This window comes from Aquabacterium sp., from assembly GCF_036279655.1.
GTDB lineage: Bacteria > Pseudomonadota > Gammaproteobacteria > Burkholderiales > Burkholderiaceae_C > Aquabacterium.
In genome coordinates, this window is the sequence record NZ_DASUIT010000079.1 from 77,530 (window position 1) to 95,081 (window position 17,552).

The 17,552-nt window shown below is 65.7% G+C and carries 18 protein-coding genes; 6 read left to right on the top strand and 12 right to left on the bottom strand.

Annotated elements, in window-relative coordinates:
- Positions 1-275: 275 nt before the first annotated feature.
- Positions 276-485 (top strand): hypothetical protein, encoded by a 210-nt coding sequence (locus VFW84_RS09795; protein WP_329680268.1) that lies wholly within the window; start codon positions 276-278, stop codon positions 483-485.
- Between the two features lie 99 nt (positions 486-584).
- Here the strand turns inward: VFW84_RS09795 and VFW84_RS09800 are convergent, their stop codons facing one another.
- The 5 genes from VFW84_RS09800 to VFW84_RS09820 all read right to left on the bottom strand — a co-directional run bounded on the left by VFW84_RS09800 (position 585) and on the right by VFW84_RS09820 (position 5,391).
- Entirely contained in the window at positions 585-1,619 is a 1,035-nt protein-coding gene (locus VFW84_RS09800; RefSeq protein WP_329680269.1) for a putative solute-binding protein, read from the bottom strand.
- Positions 1,620-1,731: 112 nt separating this feature from the next.
- Positions 1,732-3,564 (bottom strand): response regulator, encoded by a 1,833-nt coding sequence (locus VFW84_RS09805; RefSeq protein WP_329680270.1) that lies wholly within the window; start codon positions 3,562-3,564, stop codon positions 1,732-1,734.
- 100 nt (positions 3,565-3,664) lie between these two features.
- A complete protein-coding gene (locus VFW84_RS09810; protein ID WP_329680271.1) occupies positions 3,665-4,525 on the bottom strand; it encodes a hypothetical protein in 861 nt (286 codons plus the stop codon).
- A gap of 13 nt (positions 4,526-4,538) precedes the next feature.
- Positions 4,539-4,784: a hypothetical protein gene (locus VFW84_RS09815; RefSeq protein ID WP_329680272.1), complete on the bottom strand. Its 246-nt coding sequence runs from the start codon at positions 4,782-4,784 to the stop codon at positions 4,539-4,541.
- Positions 4,785-4,884: 100 nt separating this feature from the next.
- On the bottom strand, positions 4,885-5,391 hold the full coding sequence (locus VFW84_RS09820) for an SET domain-containing protein (protein ID WP_329680273.1): 507 nt from the start codon (positions 5,389-5,391) through the stop codon (positions 4,885-4,887).
- 93 nt (positions 5,392-5,484) lie between these two features.
- Here VFW84_RS09820 and VFW84_RS09825 point away from each other — a divergent pair, with 93 nt between their 5' ends.
- Positions 5,485-8,199: a hypothetical protein gene (locus VFW84_RS09825; protein ID WP_329680274.1), complete on the top strand. Its 2,715-nt coding sequence runs from the start codon at positions 5,485-5,487 to the stop codon at positions 8,197-8,199.
- On the top strand, positions 8,196-9,050 hold the full coding sequence (locus VFW84_RS09830; RefSeq protein WP_329680275.1) for a hypothetical protein: 855 nt from the start codon (positions 8,196-8,198) through the stop codon (positions 9,048-9,050). The genes VFW84_RS09825 and VFW84_RS09830 overlap by 4 nt, the downstream gene beginning before the upstream one ends.
- Positions 9,051-9,066: 16 nt before the next feature.
- On the opposite strand, the gene VFW84_RS09835 is transcribed toward VFW84_RS09830, so the two are convergent.
- From VFW84_RS09835 to ahpC, 7 genes are all read right to left on the bottom strand, one after another.
- Positions 9,067-9,747 carry a hypothetical protein gene (locus VFW84_RS09835; RefSeq protein ID WP_329680276.1) on the bottom strand — a complete coding sequence of 227 codons (681 nt, stop codon included), beginning with the start codon at positions 9,745-9,747 and terminating at the stop codon, positions 9,067-9,069.
- 93 nt (positions 9,748-9,840) lie between these two features.
- Positions 9,841-11,094 carry an SAM-dependent methyltransferase gene (locus VFW84_RS09840; protein ID WP_329680277.1) on the bottom strand — a complete coding sequence of 418 codons (1,254 nt, stop codon included), beginning with the start codon at positions 11,092-11,094 and terminating at the stop codon, positions 9,841-9,843.
- An 8-nt stretch (positions 11,095-11,102) separates the two neighbouring features.
- Positions 11,103-11,855 (bottom strand): ProQ/FinO family protein, encoded by a 753-nt coding sequence (locus VFW84_RS09845; protein WP_329680278.1) that lies wholly within the window; start codon positions 11,853-11,855, stop codon positions 11,103-11,105.
- 89 nt (positions 11,856-11,944) lie between these two features.
- Positions 11,945-12,868, bottom strand: a complete 924-nt coding sequence (locus VFW84_RS09850) for an MBL fold metallo-hydrolase (protein WP_329680279.1) — start codon at positions 12,866-12,868, stop codon at positions 11,945-11,947.
- Between the two features lie 7 nt (positions 12,869-12,875).
- Positions 12,876-13,172, bottom strand: a complete 297-nt coding sequence (locus VFW84_RS09855) for a hypothetical protein (RefSeq protein ID WP_329680280.1) — start codon at positions 13,170-13,172, stop codon at positions 12,876-12,878.
- A 99-nt stretch (positions 13,173-13,271) separates the two neighbouring features.
- The gene (gene ahpF, locus VFW84_RS09860; protein WP_329680281.1) at positions 13,272-14,828 is read right to left on the bottom strand and encodes an alkyl hydroperoxide reductase subunit F; all 1,557 of its coding nucleotides are present in this window, start codon (positions 14,826-14,828) and stop codon (positions 13,272-13,274) included.
- A gap of 172 nt (positions 14,829-15,000) precedes the next feature.
- Positions 15,001-15,576, bottom strand: coding sequence for an alkyl hydroperoxide reductase subunit C (gene ahpC / locus VFW84_RS09865; RefSeq protein WP_329680282.1), 576 nt, complete (start codon positions 15,574-15,576; stop codon positions 15,001-15,003).
- 284 nt (positions 15,577-15,860) lie between these two features.
- Between ahpC and bfr the strand changes: the two genes are divergently transcribed.
- The 3 genes from bfr to VFW84_RS09880 form a co-directional block, all read left to right on the top strand.
- Positions 15,861-16,337, top strand: coding sequence for a bacterioferritin (bfr, locus tag VFW84_RS09870; protein ID WP_015013372.1), 477 nt, complete (start codon positions 15,861-15,863; stop codon positions 16,335-16,337).
- Positions 16,338-16,781: 444 nt separating this feature from the next.
- Entirely contained in the window at positions 16,782-17,090 is a 309-nt protein-coding gene (locus tag VFW84_RS09875) for a DUF3649 domain-containing protein (RefSeq protein WP_329680283.1), read from the top strand.
- Between the two features lie 122 nt (positions 17,091-17,212).
- Positions 17,213-17,552, top strand: a 340-nt coding sequence (locus VFW84_RS09880) for a PepSY-associated TM helix domain-containing protein (RefSeq protein ID WP_329680284.1), incomplete at its 3' end; no start/stop codon positions are given.

Below are 17,552 nucleotides of genomic sequence, written 5' to 3' on the forward strand. Positions count from 1 at the left end.
CTTGACAAAACCATGACGAATGCGCTCGCTCGCCACTTTCTGGGGATAAGTGAGGCTCGATAGCACAAAAACAGATGAGATTTGTGCCCGGAGCCGCACCAGATTTGTGCTATGCAACACGGCCCCTGACCCCGCTCAAGTCCGGGGGGGTTCATCCCTGCGAGCACTTGCAATGCGATTGAAGCGGGTTATGCTTGTCTCCGCGTCGGCAATCGGGTCGCTGCGCCTGTGCTGTCACGTCTTTAATCCAACATCACTCTTTGAGAGACATTGCAATGAGCTTCTCGATCGAATCCAAACTCGGCGACCTGCTGGACAACGAAACCACCAAGGCCATCCTGGAAAAGCACCTGCCCGGCATCTCCACCCATCCCCAGATCGGCATGGGCAAGGGCTTCGCCCTGTCGATGGTGGCCAAGTTCTCCGGTGGTCTGATCACCGAAGAGCTGCTGGCCAAGGTGGACGCCGAGCTCAAGGCTCTGTGATCGCCGGCGGTCTTTGACCGCCCACACAGCAAAACGCCCGCTGCGCAAGCGGGCGTTTTTCATGGTGAAGCCCCATGAGGGGCCCGGCACCAGCCTGGCTTACCAGGTCTCGGTCGGTTGGGTGCAGTCCGACGCCTCAGGGTAGACGCTGCAGCGGATCTTCTTGATCAGCTTGAGGCCCTTCTTGTCGTAGAAGCCCTTTTCAGCCATGTCGATGCGGCCCTCGCGCATGAGTGCCACATAACGCTCGTTGTCCTCGGGTGTCGGATCGATCCACAGCTTTTCAGGGATCTCCTTGTCGGCCTTGCGCACCACCGCCATGACCGTGTCGAAGTTGCTGTAGACGTACTCACGTGAAGACTGGCCAAAGCCCTTGGGGAACTTGTCAGCACGGATCACCATCTGGTAGGTGATCACGGTCAGAGGGAAGCGACCCACACCGCCCTTGGTGCCAATGCCCTTGTACAGCTCCAGGGGCTTGTAGACCAGGGCGGGCGCCATGATCACGTCCACATTGTTGTTGTTGAACATGGAGCTGAAGTTCGACACGTCCACCGACACGGGGCGGGCACCGACGCGCTGGATCAGTTGGGCCTGGGCCTTGTCGTAGTCGAAGGCGGCCACGCGCTTGCCGGCGGCCTTTTCGATGGTGTTGATTTCGCGGTTGTTCACGAAAGCGTAGACACCGCCCAGAGGAATGATGCCCACGATCTCGTAGTTGCCCGAGACCATCAGCTCGGCCGCCTTGGGCGAGCTCAGGGTCTGGATGAAGCGGCGCACCACCTCGAAACTGCTCTCCATGTCCACCTTGCCCTTGCGGACGATGGTGGCGGCACCCACCGTGTCCATCGACGCGGACAGGGTGTTGAACTGGCGGGTGCGCAGGGCCGTGGCCATCACGCCATCGCACTGGCCCGTGCGGAAGTCTTCAACGGCGACACGCTCGTCCAGGAAGGACTTGATCTCGATGTCGGCACCCTTCTTCTGCATGGCGACCACATAGTCCTGAGCGGCCTTGTAGCCCTCGCCCGAGGTACCCAGCGGGTCATAAACGCAAAACCGGGGCTTGGCCATGGCCACGGGTGCCACAAGTGCACACACGGCCAGCGCGCACAGCGCTTTCGTGAATTTCATGAAGGGGTCTCCTCGAACCGTTGACGGGTCTTGTCCGAACAAAATGCCGGCGCTATTGTGCATGAACGCGCCACAGCGACCGGTGGCCGACAGGGTCGGGGCGACCACTCATTCAAAGGGATCGGAGGATGGGCGCATTGCCCAGCACCCGCAGGATCACGCGTTGAACGTCATCCGGGGCAAAGGGCTTGACCAGGTAGTCGTCCATGCCGGCCTGCAGACACTGATCGCGCTCCGTCTCGGCCACGTGGGCTGTCAGCGCCACGATGGGCACGCGCGAGCGCCCTTCGAACTGTTCGCGCCGACGGATCTCCCGACACGCCTCCAGGCCATCCATCACGGGCATGGCACAGTCCATCAGCACCACATCGCACTGGCGGGCCTCCAGCCACTCCACGGCCTGCAGGCCATCGGTGACGGTGCTGACGTGGCAGCCCAGGTTGTGCAGCACGGCCTCGGCCACCACGATGTTGACGGGGTTGTCCTCGACCAGCAGCACCTGCGCCCCGGCGGCCGACCACCAGCCCGAATCCGGCGGGCTGGTGTCCACGGCATCCACCGAGCTGGGATCGAGATTGAACAGGGCCTGGGCCTCGCCATGCAGGGGCGGGCAGCGCAGGGTGGCCTTGAAGACGGAGCCCAGACCCGGGGCGCTGTCGCACACCAGATCACCGCCCATGGTGCGGCACAACTGACGGGCGATCGACAGGCCCAGGCCTGTGCCCCCCTGACGTCGCTCCAGCGGATCATGGCTTTGGGTGAAGGCCTCGAAAATCTGCTCGTGCTCGCCGGGCGCGATGCCCTTACCAGTGTCGCGCACCGTCAGCTCGTAGACCTCGCCCCCGTCCAGCCGGCGCACCACCAGGTGCACGCTGCCCTGGTCGGTGAACTTGATGGCGTTGCCCAGCAGGTTGTGCAAGACCTGGCGCACGCGGTTGGGGTCCCCCATCACCTCGCAAGGGCCGCTCCACGACAGATTGAGCGTGAAGGTCAGGCCCTTGCGCTGCGCCAGCACCTGGAACACGCCCGAGGCCTCGTGCAGCAGCTCGCCCATGTCGAAGGGACGCGCATCGATTTCCATGCGTCCGGCCTCGATCTTGGAGAAGTCCAGGATGTCGTTGATGACGGTCAGCAGGTGCTCGCCCGAGCGCTCCAGCAGGGTCAGGCGCTGCCGCTGATCCGGGCGGGGTTGCTCCTGCTGCAGCACGCGCACCAAGCCCAGAATGCCGTGCAGGGGCGTGCGCATCTCATGGCTGATGGTGGCCAGGAAACGGGTCTTGGCCTCGCTGTGCTGGCGGGATGTCTCCAGCGCCAGGGCCCGCTCCTTGGCCACGCGCTCGCTGTCAAAGCGCAGACGCAGCAACTCCCGCACGCGCTGCTGGGCCTGCATGGAGCCCAGGGTCGCAATGACCAGAAAGCTGCTCAGCGACACGGCGGCAAACACGCCCAGAGAGTCCTGCCGCGTCAGGCAGACCAGGGCATTGGGCAGAATGATGGGCAGCACGAAGGCCAGCATGGTGCGCACATCCAGCGCCAGCATGAACACCCCAATGGAGGCCACGCCCATCACGCTGGACAAGGTGATGGCGACCATGTCCAGTTGTGTGACCGGCGTCAGCATCCAGCACATGCCGCCCCACAGCAGACCATCGACGGCCAGCATGGTCAATTTGAGCCGGTAGGTGAAGCGCCAGCTGCGCGGTGAGTGCACGCCTTTTTGCTCGTACCAGGACACCTGGGCCAGGCGGGGCACCGTGATCAGCAGCTTGAGCGCCAGCCAGGGCCACAGCACGTTGGGGTCCACCCGGTCGCGGATCAGCCAGACCACCAGGACCGCGAACCCGGAAGCCCCCAGGATGGCCAGGCTCATGTGGTCGAACAGCATGCGCAGACGCGCCGCATCGATCTGGAACGCCAGATCCGACCGATCCTCGTGTGAACTCATCAACCCACCTTAATAAAGATGTCGCAAGTATCGGCAGGTCGACCGGTGGTCAACAGCGGGTTTACGCCTGAACACCCCCCCGCGAACACGGGGGCTCGGCTCATGGGGTGAGCGCAGTCACCATGGCACGGCACAAGGCGCCATCGCTGGCCAGGTTGAAGCGTGCAAACATCGGCGAGGTGTTGAGCTCCAGGAAGACGAGCTCACCGGTATCGGGGTCCGTCTTGAAATCCGCCGCACCGAAATCCATGCCGAACTCGGCCATCAGGCGGCACAAGGCCTCGGCCTGCGGCGGCACGGGCACGGCTGTGACCTCGGCGTCCTGTTGGGCGCGGTAGTCCAGCGAGGGGCTGCTGACCTCGAAGGCCAGGGGCGTGCGGCCGACCACAAAAACCCGCAACTCGGGCGCCACCAGCCGGGGCTGGATCAGGGCCGGCATGGCGGAAAAGGCCACATCGACGTCGGCCATGGCCTCTTCCAGGGTCTGACACAGGCCGCCCCCCGCCACAGGCTTGGCGATGGTGGGCTGGTCCAGGCGTGCGCGCAGCCGGGCCACGTCGTTGCTGACCCAGGTGGGCGCAATGCGCAAGCCCGCCGCCCGCGCACGCAGCAAGGCCGCAGGCTTGTTGAAGGCCACGGCCCGGATGTGCTGATTGAACACCCGCACCTCGGGGTGGGCCAGCAGCCAGCCCTGCAGGGCGGCATACCAGCCCGCCGCGCGCGCCGACACGGCCGGCCGGGGATCGTTGAGGGCGGCAAAAACATCCTGGCGGATGAAGGCCCCCTTTGGCAGGCAGGCCTCCCCCCAGGGCGTGAGCTCGGGCGAGCTCAGATCCCAATGGAAAGGCGGGCTGATGCCCACCGGCACACGCATGTCCAGCCAGGGCACCGCCATGTCGGTGGCCACCTCGGCCAGCGCATGCAGATTGGGATCGGACTCGCCGCCCGCGATCAACAGCACCGTCTGATCGCGATCAGAAGGAACCCAGGGCGCTGGTGGCGGTGCTGGTGGTGCCGTCGCCCTCTTCGCCGATGGCCAGGGTGGTGATCACACCGCCTTCTTCACCCAGCATCTTGGTGGTCACGGAGGTGCCTTCTTCGCCAATGGCCAGGGTGGTGACGCTGCCACCTTCCTCGCCCAGGGCCAGGGTGGTGATGGGCAGACGCTTGCGCAGCGCGCCAGTGACGTGCTCGGCCTGCTCGTGGTTCAGCTCTTTCATGGTCTCTCTCCTTTGGTGAATGCGCCCGGTTGAACGCCAACCGGACCGCCAGCCTAGGGGGCCGCCTCAGCCACGTCAAGAAGGGAAGCCCCCGAACCCCCTAAAGTGTGCCGATACAGCCTGGCGCCCCGCAGCGACAGCTCAGCCGCCCGGCATGGTGGGTGGTGCCGTAACGCGCGGTCAGTTCCTCGCCCGGTTCGATGTCCCGCAAGGCGTAGAAGGCCACGCGCCCCTGCTGCACCTTGAGCACCATATTGGGCGCGCACGAATGATTGGCAAAACGCAGCGGGTCTGCCGAGGCGCTGGCATCGATGGAGGCGTGCTCGGAGATGGCCACCATGAAGACATGACCGCTGTCGCGCTCGGCCGCGCGAGCACGGGCAAAGGCTTCTTTGGTGCTGACATGCTCGCCACGGATCTCCCCGATCTTGCGACGCGCGGGAATGAACTCGGCCGCAAAAGCCCCTTGCCCTTCGATGGCACTGGGGCGCACCTCGACAGCGTACTTCTGGGGATTGGCAGGCTGCCCCTTGGGGCGATCGGCCGGAGCACTCGGTGGCGTGGACGCCACGGCGAATGCAGGAATCAGGGTCTTGAGGGTCGGCATGGCCGTCACCTTACCGCAAACCCCTATGGTTAGGGGGAGGCAGCACCTCGGACGCCTTCTACGATCGGGCCACAGCCCGATAGAAAGCACCGCATGTCCGAGCGCACCACCCCTCCCCCCACCGAACCCAGCGCCGACCTCGAACGCCAGCGTGCCCTCAGGCGGCGCCAGGAGATGGGCATCGTGCGTCCAGACGGTCACGCACAGGTGCAGTGGGGCCTGGCCTTGTCGGGTGGCGGCATCCGCAGTGCCACCTTCTGTCTGGGCGTGCTGCAGGCCCTGGCCAAACGCAGCTCACCAGGGGCCCCGCCGGAACAATCCCTGCTCTCCCAGTTCGACTATGTGTCCACGGTCAGCGGCGGGGGCTATATCGGCAGCTTCTTCACCAGCCTGTTCGTCAACGGGCGCGTGAGCGGCAACGATGGACGGGCCCACCCACCTGGCCAGGGCCCCTCCGAAACCGACCTGGAGGCGGCCCGACGCGCCTACCTGGTCATGCAGGAAGATCCGCCCGCGCGCATCCGCGGCGACAGCCACTACGAGCCCGACCGCCCTGGGCGCACCGCCCTGGCCTGGCTGCGCGACAACGGCCGCTACATGGCCCCCACGGGCCCGGGTGACTGGATGTACGACATCGCCATCACCCTGCGCAACTGGATGGCCACGCAGTACGTGATGGGCACGGTGATCGCTCTGCTGCTGGCCGCGGTCCTGCTGTTGCGGGTCCTGCTGTCGCTCTACTGTCCGGCCTGGGCCGACTGGGAGCACGCTGCGCGGGTGGCGGCGTGCAACGACTGCGCCCGCCCGTCGGTGCTGTGGTGGAGTCCCACCTGGATGTTCAGTCTGGTCGTGCTGGCACTCGGGGTCGTTCCGCTGGGCATGGCCTACTGGTTCTCACATCCGCCCAAAGGCGCCACCTTGTCGAGCCCGCCTACCCTGTTCAGCATGGCATCGGTCCTGGGGGCGGTGGCCAGTGCGGTGTTGCTGGGTGCGGCTGTACTCGTGGGCCTGCATCCCGACCCAGACACCGGCGCCATCGCGGCCCTGCCCATGGGGCTGGCGGCCTGCGGTGCGCTGGTGGGCCTGTCGATCGCCGCCTTCATGTTCAGCGCCCTGCGGGCCCGCCACCAGTCCATCAGCAAACAGCGGGTGCTGCTGACGCGCTGGCTGGCCATGGGGCTGAGCGTGCTCATCGGTACGGCGGCGCTGTCCACGGTCGAGACCCTGGCGCAGACCGGCCTGCTGTGGCTGAGTTGGAACAGCGGCGCCCTGCTCAGCGGCGCCCTGGGCGGCCTGGTCTGGCTGCTGCGTATCGGCGCGCCGAAGCTGGGCGACAAGTCCACCGGCTCGCTGCTGAGCAAGATCCCGACCGATCTGCTGAGCGTGATCATTGGCATCGTCCTGTGGGTGGCGGTGGCCGCCTGCTGGGATGCCCTGCTGATCCGCTCGGTCTGGCCTGAGCTGACGCTGTCAGAGACCGTGTTCTTGAACCCGGATGCACTGCGGGAGATGGCCTGCACCGCCCTGGGAGCCCTCGCGGTGGCCCTGATCCTGTCGCTCATCGTCGGGCGTTTCCCGGGCTTTCTCAATCTGTCCACGCTGCAGAGCCTGTACAGCGCCCGCCTGACACGCGCTTACCTCGGGGCCTCCAACCACCGGCGCTTTGCACCCGGCGCCGGCCCGCAGGCCCGGGATGTGGCCGAACCCATCGACGGTGACAGCCTCAGCGTGGCCGACATCTACCGCAACCCGCTGGCCCCCACGCACTTCGTCAATGTGTGCGTGAACCAGACCGTGAGCCCGGGCGAGCAGTTGGTGCAGCATGACCGCAAGGGCAAACCGCTGGTGCTGGCGCCGGGTGGCTACTACTTCGATCGCCAGGCACATGCCTACTCGGCCAGCCAGGCCAGCAACGAGCTGTCCTACCCCATGCTGTACGGTGAATGGGTGGGTGTGTCGGGCGCGGCCTTTTCAACTGGACTGGGCCGGGGCACCAGCATGGGCATGTCGATGTCACTGGGCTTTGCCAATGTGCGACTGGGCCGCTGGTGGCCTGGCATTCCAGCCCAGACGCCGGGCGCGCCTCAGGCTGCCGCCACGCAACGCCCGCACCGCGATGGCCTGCTGCGACGCGTTTTCACCCCCCAGGCCTATCTGCTCGATGAGTTGCGCGGGCGCTTTTATGCGCACCACCGCCGCTATCAGTACCTCTCGGACGGGGGGCACTTCGAGAACACCGCCGTGTACGAACTGATCAACCCGCTGCGCGACCGCGCGGTGCGCCTGATCGTGATGTGCGATTGCGGATGCGACCCCGACTACGAGTTCGATGACCTGGCCAACCTCACACGCCTGGCCCGCATCGACCACGGCCTGGAGATCCGCGTCAACGACGATGTGTTCAAGCACGCCGCGCTGACAGACCGTTTCGGGCGGCCCGAGGACTTCCTGCGCCGCCCCGATGGCAGCCTGCCCACACAGGGCCAACGCTGTGCCATCTTGCTGGACGTGGTGACCACGCCGAGCACCCCAGGGCAAGCTCACACACCGGGCACCGTGGTGGCGCGCATCCTCCTGGTCAAACCCACCCTGCTGTCCCCCATCACACCGGACATCGGCCACTATCACTGCAACCACCCGCGCTTCCCGCAGGAGCCCACCTCGGATCAGTTCTTCGACGAAGCCCAGTGGGAGAGCTACCGGCAACTGGGGCTGCGCATCGGCGAGCAGCTCTTCCCCGCCGATCCGCAGTCCACCGATGGCCAGCTGTTCTGGCAGGTGTGCCTGCAAGGTTTGCCCACCACATGAGGTTCTACTGCATCAACGACGATGTGCCCGCCGTGACCATCGACTGCCTGCGGCAGGCGGCACAGGCACGGGCGCTGGAGATGGTCGAGATCCACGCGCCAAGCTTCGAGTACCTGCCCGAGCAGCGTGCCAGGCCGGGTGATCTGCTCTACCGCCCGGCCGTCTCCATGGCCGCCGTGCATGTCGAACAGTTCATGCTGCAGGACGGCGTGGCCAGCTTCTATGCCAAGCCCGAACAGGCCATCACCTATGTCAGCGAGCCGCTGCAGGCCTTCATGCGGGCAGGCCTGAGCGTGCCTCGCCACTTCCATGTCCACAGCGGTGACCGCGATCTGCTCAGGCAATGGGTGGACCGCCTGGGCGGCCTGCCCGTGGTCGTGAAGTTCAATGGCTTCTCGGGCGGCACGGGTGTGCTGCGCGCCGACTCTTTCGCGGCGCTGTTTTCGCTGGTGGACTTTGCGCTGGCCACGGGACGCACGCCCCTGCTGATGAGCTTTGTCGACCCGGCCGAACACTGGCGCGTGGTGGTGGTGGGCTCAGGGGCCGTGGCCGCCTACCGCAACCCGCAGGACAGCGACGACTTTCGCAGCCACGGCAGCGAGGACCCGCACGATTGCACGGACCAGGTCGACACCGATCTGGCCGAGATGGCCGTGGCCGCCGTGCACAGCCTGTCACTGACCTTCGGGGGCGTCGACATCCTGCGCCACCCCAGTGGACGGCTCTATCTGCTGGAGGCCAACTTTCCGTGCTTCCACACTCACGCGGAGACCGTGGCGGGCATCCCGGTCTCAGGCGCGATGATCGATCACCTCATGGCTCAGGCGCGGTCGATGGGCCAACGCGCTTGAGCCCGCGGCCGCCCGTTCACTGCTTGTCGCGCTTGGCCTGCTGCTCGGTGCGACGTGCAGAGGCCTTTTCCTGGTCTTCGGCCGCACGGGCCTCGCTCTTGACGCGATGCTCGTCACGGCGTGCGAGGCGCTTCTCGTCCTGCTCGGCGGCGGCAGAGCGCTTGCGCTGCTCTTCCTTTTGACGGGCATCGACCTGCTCTTCGCGTCGCTCCAACTGCTGCGCGCGCTTGGCCTCCTGTTCGGCCACCCGGCTTGACTCGCGGGCCTTGACGTTCTCTTCCTGGGCTGCCTTGAAGCCCTTGGACTTCTCTTCGGTGGCCGCCGCCGAGGCCGCAAAGGCCATGGGCGTGGCCGCCATGGCCAGACCGGCCAGGGCCCACTGACGACGCCCCATGGGCTGATGGGTGGACACGGTTTCGGCAGCGGGCGGCGCCAGGCGCTGGGCCAGCAGCCCGCGATCGGCCAGGGCGTCGAGGGCGGTCCAGACCTGGGCCACCGCCACGGGGGTCTGTGGCGTCGACAGGGCCCGGGCCAGCTCGCTCACCGAGCGGACACCATCGAGCAGGCCCCACAACCGGGCTTCCAGCGCGCCCAGCACATGCTGCTGGCCGCTGGCGGCATCGTGCACCACCACGCCCTCTGCGGAGGCGTGTGTCTGCAGTCCGGCGCGGGCGTGGGCAAGAAAGAGCTGGCTCATGGGTGTCTCCTTATGGTGGCGATGACAACATCAAACACCGCAATCTGCCACAAGGCCCCGTCAGTGCCCATCCCCAGTTTGTCAACAGCGCACTCAGCCCGGCAACAGGCCATCCGCCTTGAGCAGGCTCTCCAGGCACTGCTCCTGGATGCCGTAGAAGGCCTTGATGTCCCGGATCTGCGCGACCACCTCGTCGGCGGGCCTGGGCGTGCTGCGCTTGACCGCCAGGATCATCTTGTTCTTGTTGGTGTGCTCCAGCGAGATGAACTCGAAGACCTGGGTGTCGTAGCCCGCCGCGTCGAGCAGCAGGGCCCGCAGGCCGTCGGTGAGCATCTCGGCTTCCTGGCCCAGGTGGATGCCATGCTGCAGGATGGGCCGCAGTGGGTGCGGGCTCAGCAGTTGCGGGCGGATCTGCTTGTGGCAGCAGGGCGAGCACATGATGATCTCGGCCCCGGCACGGATACCCAGGTGGATGGCGTAGTCGGTGGCCACATCGCAGGCATGCAGGGCGATCATGACGTTGAGCGCAGCCGGGTGGTAGTCGCGCACATCGCCCTGCTCGTAGTCCATGCCCTCCAGATGCAGCTGGCCGATGACGCGCTGGCACAGCTGGACCAGGTCCGCACGCAACTCCACCCCGGTGACCCGGGCGTCACGCTGCAGGGTGTGGCGCAACCAGTCGTGGATGGCGAAGGTCAGGTAACCCTTGCCCGAGCCAAAGTCCACCACATGAATCTGCGGCTGGTCGGCCAGGGATGAGCGCGCCAGCGCGGCCGAGAACACCTCGATGAACTTGTTGATCTGCTTCCACTTGCGCGACATGGCCGGGATCAGATGGCCCGAGGCGTCGGTCACGCCCAGCTCGCGCAGGAAGGGACGCGAGAGGTCCAGAAAGCGGTGCTTGTCACGGTTGTGCGCATCGCCCTGGCTGGCCACACCCGGCCGACCGGAGGCCGCGGCTGCCTGCAAGGCCTCGGCGTTGGAGGGCTTGCCCACGCGCACGCTGGCCTTGCCCTTTTTGCTGAAAGCCAGTTGCACCTCTTCGGTGGCCGTGTGCAGGTGGGCATTGCGAAAGCCCTGCGGGCCGCACAGGCCCAGCACGGCGCCGCAGCCTTCGGCCAGCGGCAGGTTCTTGGTGATGTCCTTGGTCTGGTAGCGGTAGACCAGGCTCAGGTGGGGCTGATCACGCAGCGTCACCGGGCGGGCGATGACGCGCTGCAGTTGCGGCTCGGCCCCGGTGTAGTGGGCCAGCACGATGCGCTCGCAGCGGCCCTGTTGCAGGGCCTGCTCGATCAGGTGGGCGAAACGGGCGACCGACGGATCGGTCAGGGCAGAAACCTCGGACACCGTGCGCTTCAGTCCTGTGAGGGGGTGTCGTCTTTGGGCTTGTCGCTCTTGGGTGCGACCGCCGGACGCTGCGGCGCGCGGCCCTGGCCCTGGCCACGGCCATCTCCCCGACCGCCACGGGCATCGCGGCCCCCACGTCCCCCATCACGGCCTTCCGGGCGACCCCGCTGCGGGCCACGGCCGTCACGGCGATCATCGCGCCGACCGCCCTCGGGGCGCTGGGGCCGCTGCGGGCGCTCCAGGGCTTCCTGACGGGCCTGGGCCAGCAGGCCGGGCAGGGCCTCGGGCGTGATGCCCTTGAGGGCGCAGAAATTGGCCTCGGTGAGCTTGGTGGTCTCGAAATCGCGCAGCAGGCTGGCGCGCTCACGCAGACCGGCCTCCTCGGCCTCGCGGCGGGCGTTCTGGGTGGCGCGGCGACGCGCCAGCTCGTCGGCGGCCACCTTGCGGTGCTCGTCCGACAGCTCACCGGCGGGCTGACCGTCCAGGTCAAAACGCTGCTGGCCCTTGGAGACGGCCACCAGATAGGCGTTGCTGCCCGTGTAGCGGCGGAAGAACGCCGACAGCAACTGCTTGCTGAACACGCCGGGCGCACGCTCCTGAATGTCGACCTGGATGCGCAGCTTCAAGGGCTTGGGCGCCCCCGCGAACAAGGCCGGAAACAGTTCGGCCAGTTTCGCCCCACAGGCGGCAGGCGTCATCTCGGCCACCGCCGCAGGCGCGGCAGGGGTCGACTCGGTGGGCTGGGATGGGGTCTCGGACATGGGGCGGGCGCCGTGAAAGATCAAACCCTGGATTGTGCCTGCCCTTGGCCCGCTCGACCAGTGCCCCCTGGGCAGATTTGGCAGACCCCTCAGGTGCGTGCCACCAGGGTGCGCCCATCCAGATCGGCCGCCTGCACCCGCACGAGCTGCGCCATGACCCAGGCCGTGATGGCCTCGGGCCCCTCAGGATAGAGGTCGCGCATGCCCGGCAGCGGCAGCAGGTGCTGCTCGATCAGGGCGCGAACCTCGCCCTCGGGCATGCGCAGGCGCTCCAGCAGGGTGAAGGCCACCAGCCCCTTGAGAGCGTTGTCCGCATGGCGACGGGGCTCCTGGATGAAGTACTGCAGCCGCGACTGGGCCGCCTGCACGGCCGCCGCCACCTCGGTGAACGGCGCACCGTGTCCGGGAATCACCAGTCGGGGTGCCAGTTGCACGATCACATCCAGCGTGGCCTGCTGGTCGGCAAAACCCGGCTCACCCGACAACTCGGGAAAGATCACCCCAAAACCGTTCTGCCACAGGGCATCGGCCGAGATCAGCAGGCCCTCGCGCTCGCACCACAGCATCACCATGTCCGCATCGTGGCCGGCCGCGGGCAGCACACGCCAGTCCAGGCCGCCCAGGGTCAGGGTGTCGTCCAGGCTCAGCACCTCGTCGACCGTGAAGCGTTCGCACTGCTGGCCGATGGCACGGTACTTCAGGCGCTCTTCGTCCCAGTCGTCCACCGCCTCGCGCTGCCCGGGTGGGATCCAGGTGCGGCACGCCGGATGGTGGCGCTGCAGCAGCGCATTGCCCCCGACATGGTCGGAGTGCAGATGGGTGTTGATGATGCGCGTGAGAGGGCGCCCGGCCAGGGCCTCGTCCAGCAAGGCCAGGGTCCGAGCGCCATGGGTCACATAGCCCGTGTCGACGACACTGGCGCCTTCCGGATCATGGAAGACCACGTTGTTGGACGACAGCCAGCCGCGCTCCAGCACGGCCATGCCAGGGGGCAACGGACAGGGATCGCTCATCCAGCGATCATATGGCAGCCACTCGTCGCAAGGCGCGCGGGGTCAGGCGGGAGGGGGCGGCCGGTGCCGCCTGCAGGCGCTCCCAATAGCTCACGGCCTTGCCGACCCACTCACGGTAGTGGGGATCTTCAGGGGCGTAGTAGGGCAGGCCGCGCGAGGCGAATTCTTCCAGCTCGCGGGCCAGTTCGATCTCCGGGGCCTCGTCGACCTCGAGTTCCAGCGCATGCATGGCACGCACACGTTCGATGGCTTCCGGGGCCATCAGCTGTTCGCGGAGGGTCTGGGCAGAGGGCTTGAACGACATGATCACACTCCCGAAAAGGTTCTTCCGTGATTTCGGCGTCACCATGTCTGAACTTTAGCCAGCCCACCCCTTTCGCAATCGCTGCATATCCAGCCCGGATCAGGCGCGGATCAGATGATCGAAGGCGCTCAGGGCGGCCGTGGCACCGGCCCCTGCGGCGATCACGATTTGCTTGTAGGGCACGGTCGTGCAGTCACCCGCTGCGAACACGCCCGGCACATTGGTGTGGCCCTTGGCATCCACGATGATCTCGCCGAACTTGCTCAGCTCCACGGTGCCGCGCAGGAACTCGGTGTTGGGCACCAGGCCAATCTGCACAAACACCCCTTCGAGCTCGACCCGGTGCTCCTCGCCGGTGGCGCGGTCCTTGTAGCGCAGACCATTGACCTTGCCGTCGGCCCCGGTGATCTCGGTGGTCTGGGCGTTGGTGTGGATGGTCACATTGGGCAGGCTCTTGAGCTTGTTGACCAGCACGGCATCGGCCTTGAGCTGATCGGCAAACTCCACCACCGTGACATGCTGGACGATGCCGGCCAGATCGATGGCAGCCTCGATGCCCGAGTTGCCACCGCCAATCACGGCCGTGCGCTTGCCCTTGAAGAGCGGGCCGTCGCAGTGCGGGCAATAGGCCACGCCCTTGTTCTTGTATTCGGCCTCACCGGGCACGTTGACATTGCGCCAGCGGGCGCCGGTGGACAGGATCACGGTCTTGCTCCTGAGCGTGCCGCCGTTCTCCATCTTCACCTCGATCAGGCCACCCGGCTGCTCGGCCGGGATGATCTGCGTGGCCTTCTGCAGGTTCATGATGTCGACGTCATACGCCCGGGCGTGGGCTTCCAGCGCCATGGCGAATTTGGGGCCATCGGTCTCCAGCACCGAGATGTAGTTCTCGATGGCCAGGGTGTCGTTGACCTGCCCGCCAAAGCGCTCGGCGGCCACACCGGTGCGGATGCCCTTGCGGGCGGCGTACACGGCCGCAGCGGCGCCTGCGGGGCCCCCGCCGACGATCAGCACGTCATACGGCGCCTTGGCATCGATCTTGGCGGCTTCCTTGGCGGCCGAGTTGGTGTCCAGCTTGGCCACGATCTCGGCCACGGACATCTTGCCCGAGGCGAACACCTGACCATTGAGGAAGACCATGGGCACGGCCATGATCTCGCGCTTCTCAACTTCTTCCTGGAAGGCGCCGCCTTCGATGATGGTGGTCTGGATCTTGGGGTTGAGGATGGCCATGAGCGAGAGCGCCTGCACCACGTCGGGGCAGTTGTGGCAGCTCAGGGACATGTAGACCTCGAAGTGGAAGTCGCCGTCCAGGGCGCGGATGCTGTCCAGCACCTCGGCTTCTTCCTTCGGGGGGTGGCCGCCCGTCCACAGCAGGGCCAGCACCAGGGAGGTGAACTCGTGGCCCAGGGGCAGGCCGGCAAAACGCAGGCTGTTGGTGGCACCCACGCGCTGCAGCGTGAACGAAGGCTTGCGGGCGTCCTGCCCGTCGGTCTTCAAGGTGATCTTGTCGGCGCGCAGACCTTGGATGGTCTGCAGCAGCTCGAGCATCTCGCGGGAGTTCTCGGAGTCACTCAGGGATGCGACGATCTCGAAAGGTTGTTGCACCCGCTCCAGATAAGCGGCGAGTTGGGCCTTGAGGGTGTCGTCCAGCATGATGGGCATCCTTATGTGAGTTCAAGTGACTTCGGGAACCGGCCTCCTTCTGTGTGTCAGCGAGATGAGAAGGCCAGGGTCATCCACCCGCCCGCCTTGTGAGCGAGCAGGAGGACAGTTTTCAACGAGGTGATGAGGACAGTCCTCAACACAGGTCAAACAATGTGCGAGATCAGATCTTGCCGACCAGGTCCAGCGAAGGTGCCAGGGTCTTGGCGCCTTCCTTCCACTTGGCGGGGCAGACTTGACCGGGGTTGGCGGCGGTGTACTGGGCCGCCTTGAGCTTGCGCAGGGTTTCGGACACGTCGCGGGCGATCTCGTTGGAGTGGATTTCCAGGGTCTTGATCACGCCATCGGGGTTGATCACGAAGGTGCCGCGCAGCGACAGGCCTTCTTCGGGGATGTGCACACCGAAAGCGTTCGACAGGGTGTGGGTGGGGTCACCGACCAGGGGGAACTTGGCCTTGCCCACGGCGGGGGAGGTTTCGTGCCAGACCTTGTGCGAGAAGTGGGTGTCGGTGGTCACGATGTAGACCTCGGCACCGGCCTTCTGGAACTCGTCGTAGCTGTTGGCAGCGTCTTCGATTTCGGTCGGGCAGTTGAAGGTGAAGGCCGCCGGCATGAAGATCAGCACGGACCACTTGCCCTTCAGGGACTCGTCGGAGACTTCGATGAACTCACCCTTGCCGCCACGGTTGACGAAAGCGGTGGTCTTGAAGGGCTGAACTTGCGTATTGATCAGGGACATTGCTGTTTCCTTTGTGGTTGGTTGACTGAACAGGACTGAAGTTTAGGCATTTCCAAGCCATCAATCCAATTAATTGATTGCATTGAATCAATTGTCAATTACTATACAACTCCCACTGTGGCCTCCCCATGACAACCCTGGTGCGCCACGGGGAACTCAGCCTGTGAACGCGAACGCCTCTCAGCATCACACGCAGCCCGCACGCCATAGCAGGGGCTTGCCTTGCGCTGCTTGATGCGGGTCACGACAATCAGCGCCGAATTCACACATTACAAGGAGTCCCCATGAAAGGTGACGCACAGGTCATTGGCCATCTGCAGGCCCAGCTCAAGAACGAACTTACGGCCATCAACCAGTACTTTCTGCACTACCGCATGCTCAAGCACTGGGGCTTCGACAAGCTGGCCAAGAAGGAGTATTCGGAATCCATCGGCGAGATGAAGCATGCCGACTGGCTCATGGACCGCATCTTTACGCTGGACGGCCTGCCCAACCTTCAGGACCTGGCCAAGATCCAGGTGGGCGAAGACGTGCCGGAGATCCTGGCCTGTGACCTGCGCGCCGAGCAGGGCGCCCAAGCCACCATCAAGGAGGGTATTGCCCACTGCGAAAGCGTGCGTGACTATGTGTCGCGCGACCTGTTGCAAAAGATCCTGGACGACACCGAAGAGCACATCGACTTCCTCGAAACCCAGATCGACCTGATCGGCAAAGTGGGCCTGCAAAATTACCTGCAATCGCAGATGGGCGAGATCGAGTGAGCCAATGAGTGACTAAGGGGTACCCCGACATGGCCCCCCTCTGACCTCCCAACGGGCCTCGGCCCGTTTTTTTCGCCCGTGCTGGCGCGAACTGCGCACACTCTGTTGCAACTGCACATCAAACCTCGCATTTTCTTTGTTAGTTAATGCGAATGATTTGCAACCACATTAAAATAGCGGTCGATCATCCCCTGCCGCATCCTGCGCACCGGCTCCCGTTGCAGTGCGCATGAGCAGGCAAGCGCCTGCTCCCGCAGGGCGATGACTTCACCTGGAAGCCAGCCAGCCGGTGACCCGCATCACCGGCAACAGCCAGCGTTTGGTTTGTTCACCCATCCAACGACTGGAGCCCTTGCCCATGCTGCGCAGCCTTGCCCGCCTCTGCCCTTCGGAGGCGCTGTCCCCCCCTGATCGCCCAGTCACTGCGCCGATGGTCTCGCAGCCATGAAGACCCCTCGCGTCGATGGACGCTACCGGCTGGCCATCACCTCGCGTGCCGTGGCCGCAGTGGGGGGTGGCTATGCACTGGCCGCCGGTTTCACTGCGGCGCTGTCGCTGCTGCTGGCGCAGTGCATGCCACGGGTGGAAGCCGTGCTCACGTCCACCATGTTGTCGTGGGTGGTGTATGCCATCGCCGCAGGCTGGGCTTTTTATGCGCGCACCGCCTGGGGTGCGTGGGGTGGCACGCTGCTGCCCGCAATGGTGCTGGGCGCATGCGCCACGGCACCTCAATGGATGAGGGCCGCCGCATGACCCGCATTACGGCCCCTGCATGCCCGCCAGTCGATCGGGCATCTGCAAGCACCGCTTCTGAACAAACCCGTAAAGCCAAACCACCCAAGGCGCCCAGCGACCGCGAGGGCTTTCGCCAGGCCATGTCGTGGCTGCACACCTGGGCGGGGCTGATCCTGGGCTGGCTGCTGTTTGCGATCTTCCTCACCGGCACGCTGTCGTTCTTCAAGAACGAGTTCAACCTGTGGATGCGCCCCGAGATGCATGGCCTGCAGCCGGTGGAGGCCGCCGCCCCCCAGGTGGCGCAAACGGCGCAGAGGGCCCTGGACGCGCTGGTGCGCAAGGTGCCCAACGTCACGCAGTGGATCATGCACTTGCCCGACGACCGCGACCCCGCCGTCAACATCCTGTGGCGCGACACGGGCAATGGCCGCTTCGAAACGTTGCGCATGCACCCGCAGACCGGCGAGGCCATCGACACCC